The following is a 16,363-nucleotide window of genomic DNA, read 5'->3' as shown; positions in this document are numbered from 1 at the left end:
GAGCGGTGCGCGACGGCAGGTGGCTCGCGGTGTTCGTCGGCGTTCCCGGCGCGCTCGCGGTGGCCTCCACCCCGTTGATCGCACGCGCCAGCGGAGTGCCGTCCGCGACCGTCGAGCAGCTCGGGCCGTTCCCGTTGCTGATGGCCGTGGGCGTGCTGTTCAACGGGTTCGGCTCGGCGGCGACCTCGTGCCTGGTCGCCTTGCGGCAGTCCAGGGTCGTGCTGCACGCGGGTCTCGCCGGTGCCGCGTGCACGGTGATCCTCTCGCCGTTGCTGGTGCGTCCACTCGGGCTCAACGGCGCGGGAGTCGCCCTGTGCGCCGCTCAGCTCGTCGGATGCCTGATCACCGTTTCGGGACTGCGAAAGCGGCTTCGCGGCCGGCTCGGCTTCCGGGTCCACTTCGGACAGATCTGGGAGCTCGCGAAGGTCGGCGTCCCGATGGCGGGCACCGTGCTGGTCAAGTTCGCCGTGCTGGGTGTGCTGGCGATCGCCGCCGCATGGGTGAGTGAAACTGCGGCGGCCGCGCACAACATCGCGACCGCGCTCGTCAGCCTCGCGTTCACGGCCGCCGTGGCGATCGGGCAGGCGATCGTGCCGCAGGTGGACAAGCGCACGATGACGGCCGGTCTCGCGAGCACCGCGGTCACGTTGTCCGTCATCTGCGCGGTGATCGTCCTCGGGGACGTCCCACGGCTGTTCACCGACGATCCGGCGGTCGTGGACGTGGTCACCGGACTGCTGGGGCTGATCGTGCTGGTGGTGCTCGCGGACGGGCTGCAGGCGGTGCTCGGGTTCGGCCTGGCCGGGCGGAAGCGCACGACGCCGAGCTTCGCGGTGTTCGCGGTCTGCTACGGCGTGCTGGCGATCGTCGCGGTCCCGGCCGCCGCGCACGGGCTCACCGGCCTCTGGGTCGCTCTCGCGCTGGCGAACCTGGCCGTGGCGGCAGGGCAGGCGGTCGCGTTCCGGAAAGCGGGCAACCTCTGAGGCTCCCGGCTCCGTCCTATGGGCCATGGGGAGACTTGTCCTGCTCGTGTTGATGCTGGTGGCGGTGACGTCCTGCGGGAACAACCGCCGCGAACCCGGCCTGCTCGCTCCGCTGACCACCACGCCGGTGCCGTTGACCACGCCGATGAACGACCCGGTGCTGACGAAGGCCGCGGACGCGGTGCAGCCGCTGCTGGAGAAGGAGTTCGCCGGCACCTACGCCGGGCTGGAGATCCGGGGCGCGATGATCGTCGTCCACCGCAAGCCGGATCCGAGGCTCGACGAAGAGGTGCGCAGGGTGGCGCCGGACGCGCGGATCGAGTTCCGCGACGCCAGGTACACGAAGGCCGAGATGGCCGAGCACGTCACGCGGGTCATGGACGACCGCGAGTACTGGAAGGGCCGCGGGATCGAGATCGTGCAGGCCGGGCCGGAAGTGGACGGGTCAGGGGTCGAGGTCGGGGTGGTGGCGCCACCGCCGGGGAACTTCGCGCGGTACCTCGACGCCTACTACCCGGCCATGTCGTTCACGCTGACGACGAGCGGTAAGATCGTGCCCGCGCCGTACACCGGGTCGATGCCGGTGTACCCCTTCCCTCCAACCTAGGGCAGCGGGCCGAACGCGGCCCGTTCCGATTCCACCTCGGCCGGGTTGAGCTCCTCCAGCATCGCGAACGCACGGGTGTACTCGGCGCGCATGCGTTCGTAGAAGCCCATGTCCCGGCACACGTAGGCGATGCAGAGGTGGTCTCGGGCCTCGCGGAGCTGGTTGCCGACGCGCACGTGGATTTCCAGGGCGGCCTCGTGGCACGCCAGCGCGGCGGGGAAGTCGCGCAGCTCCTCGTGCAACCGGCCGAGGTCGCCGAGTGTGGCCGCCTCGATGACGTCGGCGCCCAGATCGCGGGCGGTGGATGCGGCCTCCATGCCGTACGCCAGGGCTTCGTCGAGGCGCTGCATGCGTTTGAGGACCGTCGTGAGGTGGGTCATCGCGAAGACGCGGCCCAGCTGGTTGTCCTGGCGCGCGAAGATGTCCAACGCGCGCAACAGGTGCCGTTCGGCGGCCGGCGCGTCGCCGGTCCCGCGGCCCACGTAGACGCCGGCCAGGTTGATCAGGGCCTGGCCCTCGCCGTGCTCGTCGCAGATCTCCTGCCACAACGGCAGTGCGCGCTGGAACCAGCGCTCACCGTCGTCGTACGACCGCCGGACCGAGTGCAGGATGCCCATGTTGTTGCACAGCGCGGCTTCCGCGCGTCTGTTGCCGGAAGCGGTGGCGGCGTCCAGACCGAGCCGGTACATCGCGAGACCGTCGTCGAAGTGCGAGTCGAACTCGAAGAAGCTCATCAACGCCAGCGGGAGCCGCGCGGCCAGCTCGATGTTGCCGCTCGTGGCAGCGTGCCTGATCGCGGCGATCAGGTTCACGTACTCGGTCCGCAGCCACGCGCGGGCGTCGTCCGCGCTCTCGAACGTCTGCGGCGCAACGTCTTCCGGCAGCTCTGGCAACGGCATCCGCCTGCGGCCGGGGAAGAGCAGCCGGTCGGCCGCGTCCGCGCTGTGCAGGTACCAGCACAGCAACCGGTCGACGGCCTTCTCCGGGGTGGGCTCGTCCTCGAGCGCCTTCTCGTGCGCGTAGGTCCGCAGCAGGTCGTGGAAGTTGTAGTGGCGGAACGCGATCTCGTCGACGAGGTGGCCCGCGCACAGGACGTCCAGCAGCCGGCGGGCTTCCCGCACCGGCAACCCGGCCAGAGCCGCGGCCGCGCCGAGTGACGGCGTCGGGCCGGGATGCAGGCCCAGCAGCCGGAACATCCGCGCCACCTCAGGCGACAAAGCCCGGTACGACCAGGAGAAAGTGGCCCGCACGGCCGTGGTCTCGTCGGCCTCCAGCCCGTCCAGGCGCTCCGCGGCGAGTTCCTCGACCAGGGCCGTGAGTGTCCTGTTCGGACCGACGCTCACCCGTTCCGCCGCCACCCGCAACGCCAGCGGGAGCGCGCAGCACAACCGCACCAGCTCACGAGCAGCCTGAGGTTCGGCGTCGACGCGATGACCGATGATCGACCGCAGCAACCCCAGGGCCTCGACCTCGGGCAGCACGTCCAGCGTGACCCGGTGCGCGCCACCGGAGATCACGAGTCCGCTCAACCGGTTGCGGCTCGTCACCAGCACGGCGCTGGCCGACACGCCGGGCAGCAACGGGCGGACCTGCTCGGCGTTGAAAGCGTTGTCCAGCAACACGAGCACCCGACGATCAGCGAGCACGCTGCGGTACATCCCGGCCCGGCCGTCCAGGTCGTCCGGCAGCACTTTCTGGTCGATGCCGAGCCCGGCGAGCAACCGCCGCAACGCCTCGTCCGGCGGCACCGGCGAACTGTGCGGCGCGAACCCCTGCAGGTCGATGAACAGCTGCCCGTCCGGGAACCGGCCGGCCAGCAGGTGCGCCACGTGCACGGCCAGCGCGGTCTTGCCGATCCCGCCGGTGCCGTCGATCGCGGAGATCACGACCGTGCGCGGCTCGGACCCGCTCAACCGCGCGCACAGCTCGGCGATCTCACTGTCGCGCCCAATGAAACCGATCGTGTCGTGCGTGGTCTGAGCGGGCCGCACAGCCCGGGAAACCGGGCCGCCCTGGAGGATCTGTGCGTGTTGTTCCTGCAGCTCAGAGCCCGGTTCGACGCCCAGCTGGCCGACCAGGGCGGTACGACAGGTCCGGAACGCGGCCAGGGCCTCCGCCTGACGGCCTGACTTGCTCAACGCGAGCATCAGCAGCCGCACGAGCCGTTCCCGCACCGGATGATCGGCCACGACCCGGGTCACCGTGTCGACCACTTCGCCGTGCTCACCTGCCGAGATCGCGGCCTCGGCCCAGTCCTCGATCGCGGTCAGCCGGAGCTCCTCCAGCCGGGCGCGCTGGCGTTCGGCGAACGGACCCGGCACGTCCGAGAGCGCGGTGCCACGCCAGGTTTCCAGCGCCGGTCGCAGCTGCCCGCTCTGGCGCAACGACTCGAACTCGCGGAGATCGGACGGCGCCACCGCGCAGGCGTACCCGCTGTCGGTCGTGACGATCAGGCTTCCACACGCCCGCGGCGGCAGATCCGGCTCGACCAGCCGCCGCAACGCGCTGATGTACGTGTGCAGGCTGCCCGAAGCGCTCGACGGCGGGTCGTCACCCCACACCGCGTCGATCAGCTCGGCCCGCGAGACGGAGTGCGGCGACCGCATCGCCAGCACCGCGAGCACCGCGCGTTGCCGCGGCTGGCACGGTTCCAGCCGCGCGCCGTCGACGGTGATCCGCAGATCACCGAGCACGTCGACGCGCAGCTCGCCCATGCGGGCAGGGTATTCGCCCGTTCAGCGCAATGCGATGCCCGTCCGAACAACGCGGATCAGGCCAATCGGGCCGGAAGCGTTTCGACGGTCCGTCGGGCGACGCTGGCCGGGCTCCACGTCGGCTCACCGGCGGCGACGATCGTGGGGAACCGCTGTTGCAGTCCTGTCACCACATGGGCCATCTCCGCGCGGCCCAGCGTCGTCCCGCAGCAGTTGCCGGTCGACAGCATCCGGCGCGGGTCGCGGGTCGGGTCGAACGTGTCCGGATCCCGAAATACGCGGGGGTCGCGGTTGGCGCCCGCGATCAGCATCCGGACCGACGCGCCGGCCGGGATCGTCACGCCACCCAGCGCGACCTCGGACAACGCGATGCGCGGAATCGGTGTGTAAAGGACGACGCCGTCGTGTCGAAGCGCTTCGTCCAGGAACCGCTGCACCTGGGACTGATCGCCGTCACACCACGACCGGAGCGGCGGGTTGGCGAGAAACGCCTGTACAACGCGGTCGATGCCGGAGATGGTGCTCTCGTACCCGGTCATCCACATGATCCAGAGAATCGCGATGAGCAGTTCGTCCTCACCGTCGTGCGCCTCGACGAGCCGCGTGATCAGGTCGTCGCGAGGAGCCGCACGACGTTCGGCCACCCGTGCGTGGAAGTAGTCCTCGACCGCGTTGCTCGCCCGATCCGCCGCCAGCACGAGCTGCGCGTCGTCGGAGGCCAATGCCCGAGTCATCAACGCGATGGTGTCCGCGATCCAGGTGCGGTCCACATCGGGCACGCCCACTCGGTCAGCGAACACGTACTGGGTGAGCGGCACGGACACCTCGGCGTGCAGATCGACCGTCTCGCCCGCGACCAGCCGCGGCCCGAGGTCGTCGAAGAGGTTGCCCAGGTGTTCGAGGATTCGCGGCCGCAGTTGCAGCACCCGCGCGGGCGTCATGTCCCGCGCTATCGCGGCCCGCAATCGGGCATAACAGGGGTGGTTCTTCGCCGCGAACGCCGTGACCAGCTTCTTGACCGCCGGATGGCTCCGTTTCCCGGAACCGACCTCGCGCCACATCGCGGCTTCGTCCGGCACCGCGAACGCGTCGGACCGCTGCAGCGCGTAAGCGACGTCGTCGTAGCTGCTCAGCAGGTAGAAACCGCAGTTCGTGCGGTGCACCGGGTCGTTCTCGCGCAGCCAGTGCAGGAACGGGTACGGATCTTGGCGTTGCTCGGGTTTGGCGAGTTCCGCGAGGGCATCGATGGTGGCGGACATCGACAGACCTCCTTGTCGCAGGGGAGGGGGCGAACCTAGGCACAGCCAGGCCTCCGTTTGGGGAAATCCGCCCTGGTTGCCGGGGTGCGCTGCCCGATCGGGCACGCGCGTGGAGACGGCGTGGAGTCCAAATGGAGAGCGCTGCCGAAAGCTCGGGACATGGAACGAGTGCGAGTCGCGGTGCACGCGAAGGATTCGGTCACCCGCTGGGGCATCGCGGGCTACCTGCGGCTGCGGCCGGAGGTCCAGGTGCTGCCCGAGCACTCGCTGAGCAACGCCCAGGTCGTGCTCGTCGCCACCGAGGGCGCCGGGCTGACGGCCGAGCTGCGGATCGTCGCCCAACGCACGTCCGCGTGCGTCGTGCTGATCACCGACGACCTGCGCGCCCAGGAACTGCCGCGCGCCATCGACCACCGCGTCGTCGCGATCCTGCCGCGCCGGGACCTCACCTGCGAAGGTCTGGTGTCGACGGTGCTGGCGGCGTTCGAGGGCCGGTCCGAACTGCCCGCCATGGCCGGCCTGGCCGAGCGTGAACTGGACATGCTGCGGCTGTTCGCCGAGGGGTGGACGACGGCAGAGGTCGCGAAGAAACTGTCCTATTCGGAGCGAACGGTGAAGAGCATGGTGCAGCAGGTGCTCACGCGGTTCCAGCTGCGCAACCGCACGCACGCGGTGGCGTTCGCGATCAGGTCAGGCGCCATCTAGCGGGGCGAAGTGTGCGGTCAGGTCTTTCGAGATCTCGTAGTGCCGCACCAGGAACGAGCGCTCGTCCAGCTTCTTGCGCCGCATCCACCCGGTGACCTCGGCGTTGCACTTGCTGGCGTTGCACGACCCGCACGCCGGGACGACGTTGCCGAGCGTGTACCTGCCGCCGCGCGAAATCGCCTGGATGCAGTCCTTCTGGAGGGACTCCGCGGGTTTGCCGCAGTAAGCGCATCCGCCCCAGGACGTCTTGAGCGCGTCCCACTGCGCGTCGGTGAGGTCGTGCTCGACCCGCGCCATCCGCTTCTTGCGTTTGCGAGCGGCGCGAACCTGCTTGCTACCTCCGGTCGGCACGATGAGTGAGACTACGGGTCGCGATGGTCAACAGGTCGGAGGCGGGGCCTCGGGGTGTCCTGCCCGCCGGCCACACCGCGCGCAAAGTCCTGTGCAGATCGACGTCGCTCACCTCGACGCGGATCAGCACGCGGGTCGCGAGATCGGCCTCCACGGCGTGCACGCTCAGCACCGCGGGCCCGATCCCGCCGATCGCGGCGGCCTTGATCGCGGTGGTGGACGACATCTCCAGCAACGGTTCGGCGTTCTTGTCGATGCCTTTCGCCTTGAGCGCGTGCTCCCAGGCCTGCCGCGTGCCCGAGCCGGATTCCCTGCTCACCAACGGGGTCGCGGCTGCTTTCGCCGCGGTGACCTTGCGGCGCTTGGCCCACGGATGGCTCGGCGCGACCACGAGCACCAGCTCGTCCTTGGCGACTGTGCGAGTGGCGAGCCCGGACGGCACGTCGGTCGACTCGATGAAGCCGAGATCGGCGCGTTCGGCCAGCACCTGCTCGGCGACGTGCACCGAGTTGCCCGCCGTGAGCACGGTCGCGGTGTCCGGGCTGACCGTTCTCAGCGCGATCAGCCACGCCGGCAGCAGGTACTCGGCCACGGTGAGGCTCGCGGCGATCCGGAGGTGGCTGTGGCGGTCCGCTTTGAGGCTGGTGATGCCCGCGTCGAGGTCTCCTGCTCGTGCCAGGACCGGACCCGCCCAGCCCGCGACGAGCTGCCCGGCCGTGGTGAGGCGTGCGCCGCGCGGGGTGCGTTCGAGCAGCGGTACGCCGACGCGGGCTTCCAGGGTGCGGAGCCGTTCGCTGGCAGAGGGCTGGGACATGCCGTGCGCTGTGGCCGCCCGGCCGATGCTGCCCAGCTCGGCCACGCTGAGCAGCAGGTCGAAGCTGGTCAGGTCGGTGACCCTGGACGGCAGAGGCATAGGGACAGCCTATGTGTTCATCGGCGATTGCCACCTACCGGGCCCGCGGTGCCGCGAGGATTGTTGTGTCGTGACCGCTCTCGCACCTCACCCACACCGCACCTCACCCACACCGTGCCCCCGAGGTGCGACGAGCGGCGCCCTTCGGCCCGAACCTGTTCGCTTCCGTGATGGGAACCGGGATCGTCGCCACGGCCGGAGCCGCCATGCCCGGCCTGCACACGCCGGCGACCTTCGTGTGGGCGCTGGACGCTCTACTCCTCGTCTTCCTGGTGGCCGCCGCTCTCAAGCGCTGGACCTGGGCGACTGTGCGTGCTCAGCTCGCCGATCCCGTGATGGCCCAGTTCTGGGGCGCGCCACCGATGGCGTTGATGACCGTCGGCACCGGCGCGTTGCTGCTCGGCAAGGACTGGATCGGCATGCCGGCCGCACTGGCGGCCGACTGGACACTGTGGACGCTCGGCACACTGCTCGGCCTGGCCACCTCGGTGCTGGTGCCGCTGCGGATGATCGGCAGCGGCGAGCGCGCGTTCGGCGGCTGGTTGATGCCGGTGGTCCCGCCGATGGTCTCCGCCGCGTCGGGCGCTCTGCTCGCCCAGCACCTGCCGGAAGGCCCGCGCCAAGCCATGGTGCTCGGCTGCTACGCGCTGTTCGGCGTGAGCCTGTTCGCGACGATGGTGATCGTGCCGCAGATCTGGCAACGGCTCGTCCAGCACGGGCTCGGCGCCGCGTCGACCGTGCCGACGCTGTGGATCGTGCTCGGCCCGCTCGGCCAGTCGATCACCGCCGCCAACCTCCTCGCGGGCGTCCCCGTGCTGCCCGGCCAGACCGCGTTCGGCGTCCTCTACGGCACGATCACGTGGGGATTCGCGCTGCTGTGGGTGGCTCTGGCGGCGGCTGTGACGGTGCGGACGGCCCGGCGCGGGCTGCCGTTCGCGTTGACGTGGTGGAGCTTCGTGTTCCCGCTCGGCACGCTGGTGACCGGCACGAGCGCGCTCGCCCGGAGTGTCTCGTCGTCGATGCTGCACGGCATCGCGATCGCGTTGTACGGCGCGTTGGTGCTCGCGTGGGCGACTGTCGCCGTTCGCACAACTCGCGCGTTTCGCTGATTCGTCCGCGGCCCGCGCGCCCACCTACGTAACCCGCCCATCTACGTAAGACCTACCGACGCGAACGGCCAACACCAGCCACGAACCTTCTCGTCGTGACAACGACACGAACTGTACCAACGCGAACGGCACGGGCGGTGGTTCTCGCCTCAGCCACGCTGACGATCATGGCCGCGGCGATCATCGCCCCGAGCCTGCCCGCGATGGGCGAGGTGTACGGCGAGGGCGTCCTGATCCGCCTGGCCCTCACGATCACCTCCCTGGCCATCGCGATCAGCGCCCCGGTCGCGGGCCTGGCGGCAGACCGAGTCGGGCGCAAACCGCTGCTCACTGCCAGCCTCGCCGCCTACGCCATCACCGGCACGGCGGGCTACTTCGTCGACAGCCTCCCGGTTCTACTGGGCACCAGAACGCTGCTGGGCCTGGCAGTCGGCGGCATCATGACCTCAGTCAGCGCGCTGATCACCGACTGGTTCGAAGGCCCGGAACGAGGCAAGTTCCTCGGCCTCCAACAAGCCGCGGCCAGCCTCGGCGGCGTGGTCTTCCTCCCGCTGGCGGGAATCCTCGCGGGAATCGACTGGCGCCTGCCGTTCTGGCTCTACAGCGTGGCGGCGGCCATCGCGCTGGCAGCCGTCGCAGGCCTGAAGCACGAGCCGAGAACCGCCGAGAAAGCCGAGAAAGCGCCGTTTCCCACGAAGGCCATCGGCATCTACCTGCTCGCGCTCGTCGCAACCCTGGTGTTCTACATGGCCCCGACGCAGCTCCCGTTCCTCCTCAGGGACCTGGGCGCCGGCCCGGCCGTCATCGGTGTGGTGGTCGCCGGCAGCACCCTGACGAGCGTCGTCGGAGCGCTGGCATTCCCGAAGCTCCCCAAAGGTCGAATCACCGCGGCCAGCGTCGCGCTCCTCGGACTGGGCTGGCTCCTCATCGGCTACGGCAACAACATCCCGCTGGTCACGGCAGGCCTCCTCATCGGCGGGTTCGGCGTTGGCCTGGTCGTGCCGAACCTGAACCTCCAGCTCGCGGACCTGGCCACCGCGCAACAACGCGGGAGAGTCCTGAGTGGACTGGTCGCGGGCATCTTCCTGGGGCAGTTCCTGTCACCGCTCGTCATCGCACCACTGGTCCACGCGGCCGCCATTCCGGCGGCGTTCACCTGGACCGGTGTCGTCACCACCATCGCAGGGGCGGTCCTCGCCCTGGCACACAAGGAGAAATGACATGATTTACCACGGCAACCGGTTCACCCTGCGGCAGGACGCCTCGCCCGAGCAGATCGAGGAGGCGCTGGAGAGCCTGCGCAACCAGGGGCGGGTGATTCCGAGCGTCAAGTCGTTCGTCGTCGGGCGTGACTTCGGTGGCGAGTTCGAGTGGGGCGCGACGTTCGTCATCGAGGACCTCGACGGGTACTGGGAGTACCTGATCCACCCGGCGCACCGGAACACGGATCGCGTGGGGCTGCCGCTCGTGGACAAGTTCGTGTCGTTCGACATCACCGACGACGAGGACCCCGAGATGGGCGCGAAGATCGCCGCGCTGCACCAGAAGCGGTACGACTCCGACCCCGAGCTGACCAAGCTCGTGTCCGGCCTCGGTGAGTACTCGGGCAGCGCCGCCCCCGGCTCGCACGGGGAGAAGTGATGGTCGCGCAGGCATGGGCCGATCTCTGGAACGGCGACGTCGCCCTCGTGGAGACCACGGTCAGCGAGAACTTCGTCTCGCACGCCGCCCCGTTGCTCGGTGGGCCGCCTCAGGACCACACGGGCCGTGAGAACCTCGCCGAGTGGGTGCGGGGTGCGCACGAGAACATGCCGGGACTGAAGTTCACCGTCCAGGTCGGGCCGATCGTGCAGGAGCCGTTCCACGTGCTCCGCTGGCACGCCGTGGCCGAGGAGATCTCCTTCTACGGCACCGACATCCTGCGGGTCGTGGACGGTGTGATCGTCGAGTACTGGGCCAACGCCGACAGCTTGTGGGCCGCTCAGCAGCTCGGCCTGATGCCTAGGACCAGCTGAGGTCCTTCAGCTGCCGCCGCGAGTTGATGCCCAGTTTGCGGAAGACGTTCCGCAGGTGGGCATCGACCGTGCGGGGACTGAGGAACAGCCGGGCGGCGACCTCCTTGGACGTCGCCCCGGTGGCCACCAGCCGCGCGATGTGCTGCTCCTGCACGGTGAGGGCGTCCGCAGCCTGTGCGGACCTGCTGCGGGCGACCTCACCCGTTGCCCGCAGCTCCTGCGCCGCCCGCGTCGCGAAGGCCTGCATTCCCATGGAGGACAACAGATCGTGTGCCGCCCGCAGCTGCTCACGAGCATCGACTCGACGGCCAGCGCGTCGCAGCCACTCGCCGTACAACAGGTGAGCTCGCGCGAGATAGGGCCGAGCCGTGGTGATCTCCAGATGCGACAGGGCAGCGCGGTAGTCCGCTTCTTCGCCGGAGACCAGCGCCCGTGCCGAGGCCGCGACCCCGAGCCCCCACTCGGTGCCCGCCGCCGTGGTCCGCTCGGTGAGATCCTCGAGAGCTGCCAGTGCCGACTTCTCCTCACCACACCGCATCGCCGCCTCGACCAGCTCGGGCAACGAGATGCCGGTCAGGTAGAGATCTCCGGGTTCCACGGCCAGTCGAGCAGCCGACAGTGCCGCCGGGTAGTCGCCGAGAGCGTTGTGCAGCACGGCAGAAGCCCAGTGCGCGTTCGCGACCAGCAGCCCCGCGACGCGACCAGCCGCGTGTGTCGCGTGCCCGGTCTGCCGGCGCAGCTCCTCGCGAGACCCGCGCATCGCGGCCAGGTGCAACCGGGGATAGGGCAGGGGAGTCACGCCGAGAGCGTCCGCGACAGCCTCTTCCTCGGCGATCGCCGACATGGCCGTCCCGAAGTCGCCGGCGTGCACGGCCACCACGGCGGTCTGCGCCAGCCCGAGCCGCAACACGAACGGGGACCCGGCCTCCCGCCCTGTCCTCATGAGCCAGCCGGTGACGGCGTGATGCACCGACGTGTCCCACAGCTCGCCCGCCAGCATCGTGGCCAGCGCCGGATGCCGGGTCCACATCAGACGGTCGTCGGTGAAAGCTTGCCGCAGCAACGGTACGGCTGCCCGATGACCCTCCCTGGACAGCACCACCAGCGCGTTCAGCACGTCCGTTTCGGCAGGCATCGACCGGGCCTCGCGCACCACGACGTCCATGACACCGCTGGCCCGGCCGACCATCAGGCCCATCTCCAACGCGTCGAGCACGCACTCGCGCGCCGGAACACCACTCATCCGCCGTGCTGCGCTCAGCACGAACTCAGGCCCGTCGTTCACGGGATTGCGGACGAACGCCAACCGTCCGAGCAGAAGATCGGCCTGCGCGAGCTCCGCCGAGCCCAGCAAACCGGTGTCGACAGTGCTCAGCAGCTCGGCCGCGTCGTCCACGGCTCCGGCGTCGAACTTCGCCCGCCCGGCCGCGAGTGTCCGCTCCGCCCGCAGCCGTGGATCCAGCGACAACGCCGCTGCCCGCTCCAAGAACGCCGCGGCCGCGGCCACACCACCACGCGACCGGGCACGGGAAGCCGATCTCTCCAGCTCGGCCGCGACCGAGTCGTCAGGTCCGGTGCCGGCCTGCGCGAGATGCCACACCCGCCGATCCGGATCGGCCTGAGCGTCCGTCACCGCGGCGAGCGCGAGGTGCACGGCTTGCCGTTCGGCGGCATCAGCGGCGAGGTAGACGGCCGAGCGCGCCAGCGGGTGACAGAACCGCACCCGAGTCGACAGGGTGACCAGCCCGGATGCTTCGGCGGCCGCACCCGCCGTCGTCAGGTCCAGACCGAGCCGCTGCGCGGCCGTCCACAGCAGCCGCGGCTCACCGGTCGGATCGGCGCCGGCGACGACCAGCAACGTCCGCGCGTCGTCCGGCAGATCAGCGAACCTCGCCTGGAAGCCGGCCTCGATCGCGCTCGGCACCGACGACACGTCCGGCAGCGCGAACCCGCCCGCACGAGGCAGCTCCAGCAGCGCCAACGGATTGCCGCGCGCCTCGGCGAGCAGCCGTTCCCGCACCTTGTCGTCCACCGGCTCGGCCGCCAGCAACGCCCGCGCCTGCGCGTCGGGCAACCCCTTCACCACCAGCGCGGGCAGTCCGGTCAGCACACCGGGCTCCCGTGCGGCGAACACCAGCACGATCGCGTCCGCCGCCAGTCGCCGCCCGAGGAACGAGAAGACCTTCGCGGACGCGTCATCGAGCCAGTGCGCGTCGTCGACCAGGCAGACCACCGGGCTCGCCGCGGCGAGCAGGTCCAAAGTGGCCAGTCCGATCCGGAGCACGTCCGGCGTCGCACTGCTCAGTCCGAATGCGGCTTCCAGCGCGGCTCTCCTGCCGGGAGCCAGGCCGGCGAGCTGGTCGAGCAGCGGGACGCACAGCTGGTGCAGTGCCGCGAACGGCAGCTCGGTCTCGAACTCCGAACCCGAGGCGTCCAGGACCCGGAACCCCGACACTGTCTCGCGCACGTGCTCCAGCAGCGCGCTCTTGCCGATCCCGGCCTCGCCGTGCAGCACGAGCACTCCGCCCCGGCCTTCGCGGGCCGCGCCGATCAGCCCGTCCAGGCAACGGATCTCATCGTCGCGGCCGAGCAGGCGTGAGGGCATGGCCGCACATTAACTCGGACACAGGTGCAACGGGAGAACGCTCCCACCTGACACTCCAACGTGGACACGCGAGATGACGAACCCCGGCCCGGTCGACAGCCGGAAGTCCGCGCCGGCGTTCTGCCTGTTGGAGAACCCGGCGTCGGGCAGCGTGAACGTCGCCGTCTGCCACGTGCCGGTACCGGTGTTCGTCCAGGAGGCGCTGCCCTGGTACGGCTGACCGGTCGAGTCGTACTGCACGTTCCACTGCCCGGTGCCCTGGTCCAGGTAGTCGACGGTGATCGCCGCGGCATGCGCGGAACCGGCAGGCACGAGGTCGTCGGTGACCGCGAAGTACAGGTAGCCGTCGAGGGTCCTGCGCGCCGACCTGCCGGCGACCGAGACGGGTTCGCTGTGCCCGTCGCCGTTGTCGAGCCGCTGCAACCCGCACTCGGTGTCGGTCGCAGCGAGATCAGCGCACACGGTCGCTCTGCCGTCAGCGGCAGGAACCGTCACCTTGATCGTTCCGCCGGGCAGCGCACGTCCGGTCTCGTCCGTGAAATGCACCGGAACCGAGTGATATCCGGACGGCGCGTTCACCGCCACCGTGACCTGTTGGGAAGCCCTGCCGCTCAACACCCCGGACGACGGCGTCACGGTGATCCCGGCAGGTGGCTCGGCGGTCCAGCGCACGACATCGGAGCGGCCGTCAGCGTCCACCACACCCACGGTCAACGGGAACGTGGTCCCGGCACCGGCCACCACCTGACCGGTCGGGCTGGTGTAGCCGATCGCGCCGGCCTGTCCCTCCGAATAGGACGGAGGAGCTGCGTTGGGGGAAGTCGCCCACGACGTGTTCGGCGTGGCCGAGAGGTCGAAGCCGAGCGTCGCACCATCACGCAACACCGACGGCGGCAGGTAGGTGCGATCCCAGCTGCGGCCGTTCAGGGTCAGTCGCCGTACATACGGACGATCAGTGGCGGCATCAGGCGCGTTGATCGTGATGGAGCGCCCGTTGGCCAGGTGCACGACGGCCTTGGAGAACAACGGGCTGGCGAGTGCGAGGTCGGAAGTGCCCGGCGTCACGGGGTAGAGGCCGAGCGCCGCCCACACGTACCAGGACGACTGGGCGCCCAGATCGTCGTTGCCCGGCTCGCCGTTCGGGGTCGCGGAGAACAACTGCTTCTCGATGCGCCGCACGACCTCCTGGGTCTTCCACGGCTGGCCGGTGTAGTCGTAGAGCCACGGCGTCGCGAAGTCGACCTCGTTGCCCGACCACTGGTACGGCGCGTTCGGCCCGACGTTGAGCTGCTGGAAGAACGTGTCGGCGCGCTTGTTCACGGCGTCCCGGCCGCCCATCGCACGGATCAGCCCGGCCATGTTCTGCTGGACGAAGTAGTTGTACTGCGCGGCGTTGCCCTCGTCGAACCCGTCCTGCCCGAACCGCCCGGGCTGCGGCGCGACGAAGCCCGGCCCGGACGGAAAGGCTCCGACGCTGTCCTTCGGCCGCAGATACCCGGTGCCGCCGTCGAAGACGTTCTGCCAGTTCTGCCCCCGAACCGCATACGTTCGAGCCATGTCAGGCTTGCCGAGAGCAGCAGCGAACTGCGAGATCGAGAAGTCGTCGAGCGCGTACTCCAGCGTCTGCGAGCCACCCAACCGCACGTGCCCCTGCTCGGCACGATCATTCGGCACGTAGCCGAACTTCTGGTAGTCGACGACGCCTTGCCGCTGCTGGTAGGGGAAACCGGGCGGGGCCGGGGTCGTCGCGCCCTTCACCATGTACTGCAGGGCAGTGGCGGTGTCGAAGTTCCGCGCGCCGAACGCGTGCAGCGAGGCCAGGAACGGCGTGGCGTTGTCGCCGCTCATCACCCCGGACTCGGAGTTCATGACCGGCCACTTCGGCAGCCACCCGAAGTGCACGGCGTCGTTCACCAGCGACTGCGCGAGATCGCTCGCGATGTCCGGTCGCAGCAACGCTTGTAGTGCGGCGAGACAGCGATACGTGTCCCACAACGAGTAGTTCGCGTACTGGACGCGCTGCCGGCCGCTCACCGAGTAGATCTTCGAGTCGAACCCGACGTACCGGCCGTCGACGTCGCTGAACGTCGTCGGGTACAGCAACGAGTGGTAGAGCGCGGTGTAGAACGTCCGCTGCTGCTCCGCGGTACCGCCACCGATCTCGATGCGGGACAGGTCGTCGTGCCACTGCTCGCGGGCATCGGCCTTGATCGGCGCGAGGTCCCAGCCGGGGATCTCCTCACGCATGTTCCGCTGAGCGCCTTCGATCCCCACGTACGAGATCGCGACCTTGGCCCGGACGGTCTGATCGGCACGGGTGTCGAACGTCAGATAGCCACCGGACCGCGGCCCGGACACGTCGAAGGAACTTCCCGGCGGACTGACCGCGGTGCCGTCCCAGCTGCCGACCGTCGTGAATGGACGGTCGAACATCAACGAGTAGTAGATGGTGTAGCTGTGCTTCTTGCCGCAGAAGTCACCGGTCACCGCCGATCCGACGACTTCGCGGTCGCCGACCGTGCGCACCGACGCGGCCTTGTCGCCGTTGAGGCTCGCGCCCGCCTTGATCAGCACGCGGGCCTGGTCGGTGGCGGGGAAGGTGTACGCGGACAGACCGGTACGGGTCGCGGACGCCATGTCGACGCGGACGTTGGAGTCTGCCAGCGTCACCGCGTACTCGCCGGCCTTCGCGATCTCGGTGCTGTGCGAGAAGCTCTCGGTGCGGTTCCACGGCGCAGGGCCGATCTCACCGGCCACGGGCAGGATCGGGACGTCGCCGTACTGCGTGCAGCCGACCGACGCGTGCGTGAGGCTGAACCCGCGAATCTTGGTGCTGTCGTAGGAATAGCCCGCGTATGCGCCGGGTGTGTCCGGGCTCCACTGCAGCATGCCGAACGGCACGGCGGGGCCGGGGAAGTTGTTGATCTGGCCGACGGTCTCACCGCCGTTGCCGGTGCCGATCATCGGGTCGACGAGCGAAACCGGGTCCGTGACAAGGGAAATCGCCTGGGCTGGTGGTGCGGGGACACCGAGCACCAGCAGAACCGCCACCACGCTCCGTGATAACACAGTTGCACAGCGCATGAGCTTGAACTATCGGTT

13 protein-coding genes are annotated in these 16,363 nt (G+C 69.7%); 7 read left to right on the top strand and 6 right to left on the bottom strand.

All coding sequences use genetic code 11. From position 1 onward, the window contains the following. Positions 1-983, top strand: a 983-nt coding sequence (locus UK23_RS10260; RefSeq protein WP_045311192.1) for a polysaccharide biosynthesis C-terminal domain-containing protein, incomplete at its 5' end; no start/stop codon positions are given. Positions 984-1,008: 25 nt separating this feature from the next. Further along, positions 1,009-1,590, top strand: coding sequence for a hypothetical protein (locus UK23_RS48460; protein ID WP_156213000.1), 582 nt, complete (start codon positions 1,009-1,011; stop codon positions 1,588-1,590). Here the strand turns inward: UK23_RS48460 and UK23_RS10250 are convergent. Then, positions 1,587-4,304: an AfsR/SARP family transcriptional regulator gene (locus tag UK23_RS10250; protein ID WP_052684531.1), complete on the bottom strand. Its 2,718-nt coding sequence runs from the start codon at positions 4,302-4,304 to the stop codon at positions 1,587-1,589. The two genes, UK23_RS48460 and UK23_RS10250, sit on opposite strands and share 4 nt — an antisense overlap. A gap of 56 nt (positions 4,305-4,360) precedes the next feature. Then, the gene (locus UK23_RS10245) at positions 4,361-5,563 is read right to left on the bottom strand and encodes a cytochrome P450 (RefSeq protein WP_045311171.1); all 1,203 of its coding nucleotides are present in this window, start codon (positions 5,561-5,563) and stop codon (positions 4,361-4,363) included. A gap of 159 nt (positions 5,564-5,722) precedes the next feature. Between UK23_RS10245 and UK23_RS10240 the strand changes: the two genes are divergently transcribed. Further along, positions 5,723-6,268: a helix-turn-helix transcriptional regulator gene (locus UK23_RS10240; protein WP_045311170.1), complete on the top strand. Its 546-nt coding sequence runs from the start codon at positions 5,723-5,725 to the stop codon at positions 6,266-6,268. Here UK23_RS10240 and UK23_RS10235 read toward each other — a convergent pair. Continuing rightward, positions 6,254-6,619, bottom strand: coding sequence for an HNH endonuclease (locus UK23_RS10235; RefSeq protein WP_045311169.1), 366 nt, complete (start codon positions 6,617-6,619; stop codon positions 6,254-6,256). The genes UK23_RS10240 and UK23_RS10235 overlap by 15 nt on opposite strands. Further along, entirely contained in the window at positions 6,603-7,532 is a 930-nt protein-coding gene (locus tag UK23_RS10230) for a LysR family transcriptional regulator (RefSeq protein WP_045311168.1), read from the bottom strand. Before UK23_RS10230 ends, UK23_RS10235 begins: the two co-directional genes overlap by 17 nt. 125 nt (positions 7,533-7,657) lie before the next feature. On the opposite strand from UK23_RS10230, the gene UK23_RS10225 reads away from it, so the two are divergent. The 4 genes from UK23_RS10225 (at position 7,658) to UK23_RS10210 (ending at position 10,656) form a co-directional block, all read left to right on the top strand. Then, the gene (locus UK23_RS10225) at positions 7,658-8,641 is read left to right on the top strand and encodes a TDT family transporter (RefSeq protein WP_045311167.1); all 984 of its coding nucleotides are present in this window, start codon (positions 7,658-7,660) and stop codon (positions 8,639-8,641) included. 95 nt (positions 8,642-8,736) lie between these two features. Further along, complete coding sequence (locus UK23_RS10220; RefSeq protein ID WP_045311166.1) at positions 8,737-9,861, top strand: MFS transporter; 1,125 nt, start codon at positions 8,737-8,739, stop codon at positions 9,859-9,861. Position 9,862: 1 nt separating this feature from the next. Continuing rightward, entirely contained in the window at positions 9,863-10,282 is a 420-nt protein-coding gene (locus tag UK23_RS10215; protein WP_045311165.1) for a Dabb family protein, read from the top strand. Further along, a complete protein-coding gene (locus UK23_RS10210) occupies positions 10,282-10,656 on the top strand; it encodes an ester cyclase (RefSeq protein WP_045311164.1) in 375 nt (124 codons plus the stop codon). Before UK23_RS10215 ends, UK23_RS10210 begins: the two co-directional genes overlap by 1 nt. Here UK23_RS10210 and UK23_RS10205 read toward each other — a convergent pair. Both UK23_RS10205 and UK23_RS10200 read right to left on the bottom strand, forming a co-directional pair. Beyond that, on the bottom strand, positions 10,643-13,261 hold the full coding sequence (locus tag UK23_RS10205) for an ATP-binding protein (RefSeq protein WP_045311163.1): 2,619 nt from the start codon (positions 13,259-13,261) through the stop codon (positions 10,643-10,645). The two genes, UK23_RS10210 and UK23_RS10205, sit on opposite strands and share 14 nt — an antisense overlap. A 9-nt stretch (positions 13,262-13,270) precedes the next feature. After that, positions 13,271-16,312, bottom strand: a complete 3,042-nt coding sequence (locus UK23_RS10200; protein WP_052684530.1) for a GH92 family glycosyl hydrolase — start codon at positions 16,310-16,312, stop codon at positions 13,271-13,273. Positions 16,313-16,363: the final 51 nt, after the last annotated feature.

Origin of the sequence: Lentzea aerocolonigenes (genome assembly GCF_000955955.1) — a bacterium.
Lineage (GTDB): Bacteria > Actinomycetota > Actinomycetes > Mycobacteriales > Pseudonocardiaceae > Lentzea > Lentzea aerocolonigenes_A.
Note: the sequence above shows the minus strand (reverse complement) of the source record. Positions and strands in the feature narration are given on the sequence as shown.

What these genes read in the sequence shown, in the direction of transcription:
- UK23_RS48460 (WP_156213000.1), top strand. Translation starts at nt 1,009, where the DNA reads ATGGGGAGACTTGTCCTGCTCGTGTTGATGCTGGTGGCGGTGACGTCC.
- UK23_RS10250 (WP_052684531.1), bottom strand. Translation starts at nt 4,304, where the DNA reads ATGGGCGAGCTGCGCGTCGACGTGCTCGGTGATCTGCGGATCACCGTC.
- UK23_RS10245 (WP_045311171.1), bottom strand. Translation starts at nt 5,563, where the DNA reads ATGTCCGCCACCATCGATGCCCTCGCGGAACTCGCCAAACCCGAGCAA.
- UK23_RS10240 (WP_045311170.1), top strand. Translation starts at nt 5,723, where the DNA reads ATGGAACGAGTGCGAGTCGCGGTGCACGCGAAGGATTCGGTCACCCGC.
- UK23_RS10230 (WP_045311168.1), bottom strand. Translation starts at nt 7,532, where the DNA reads ATGCCTCTGCCGTCCAGGGTCACCGACCTGACCAGCTTCGACCTGCTG.
- UK23_RS10215 (WP_045311165.1), top strand. Translation starts at nt 9,863, where the DNA reads ATGATTTACCACGGCAACCGGTTCACCCTGCGGCAGGACGCCTCGCCC.
- UK23_RS10210 (WP_045311164.1), top strand. Translation starts at nt 10,282, where the DNA reads ATGGTCGCGCAGGCATGGGCCGATCTCTGGAACGGCGACGTCGCCCTC.
- UK23_RS10205 (WP_045311163.1), bottom strand. Translation starts at nt 13,261, where the DNA reads ATGCCCTCACGCCTGCTCGGCCGCGACGATGAGATCCGTTGCCTGGAC.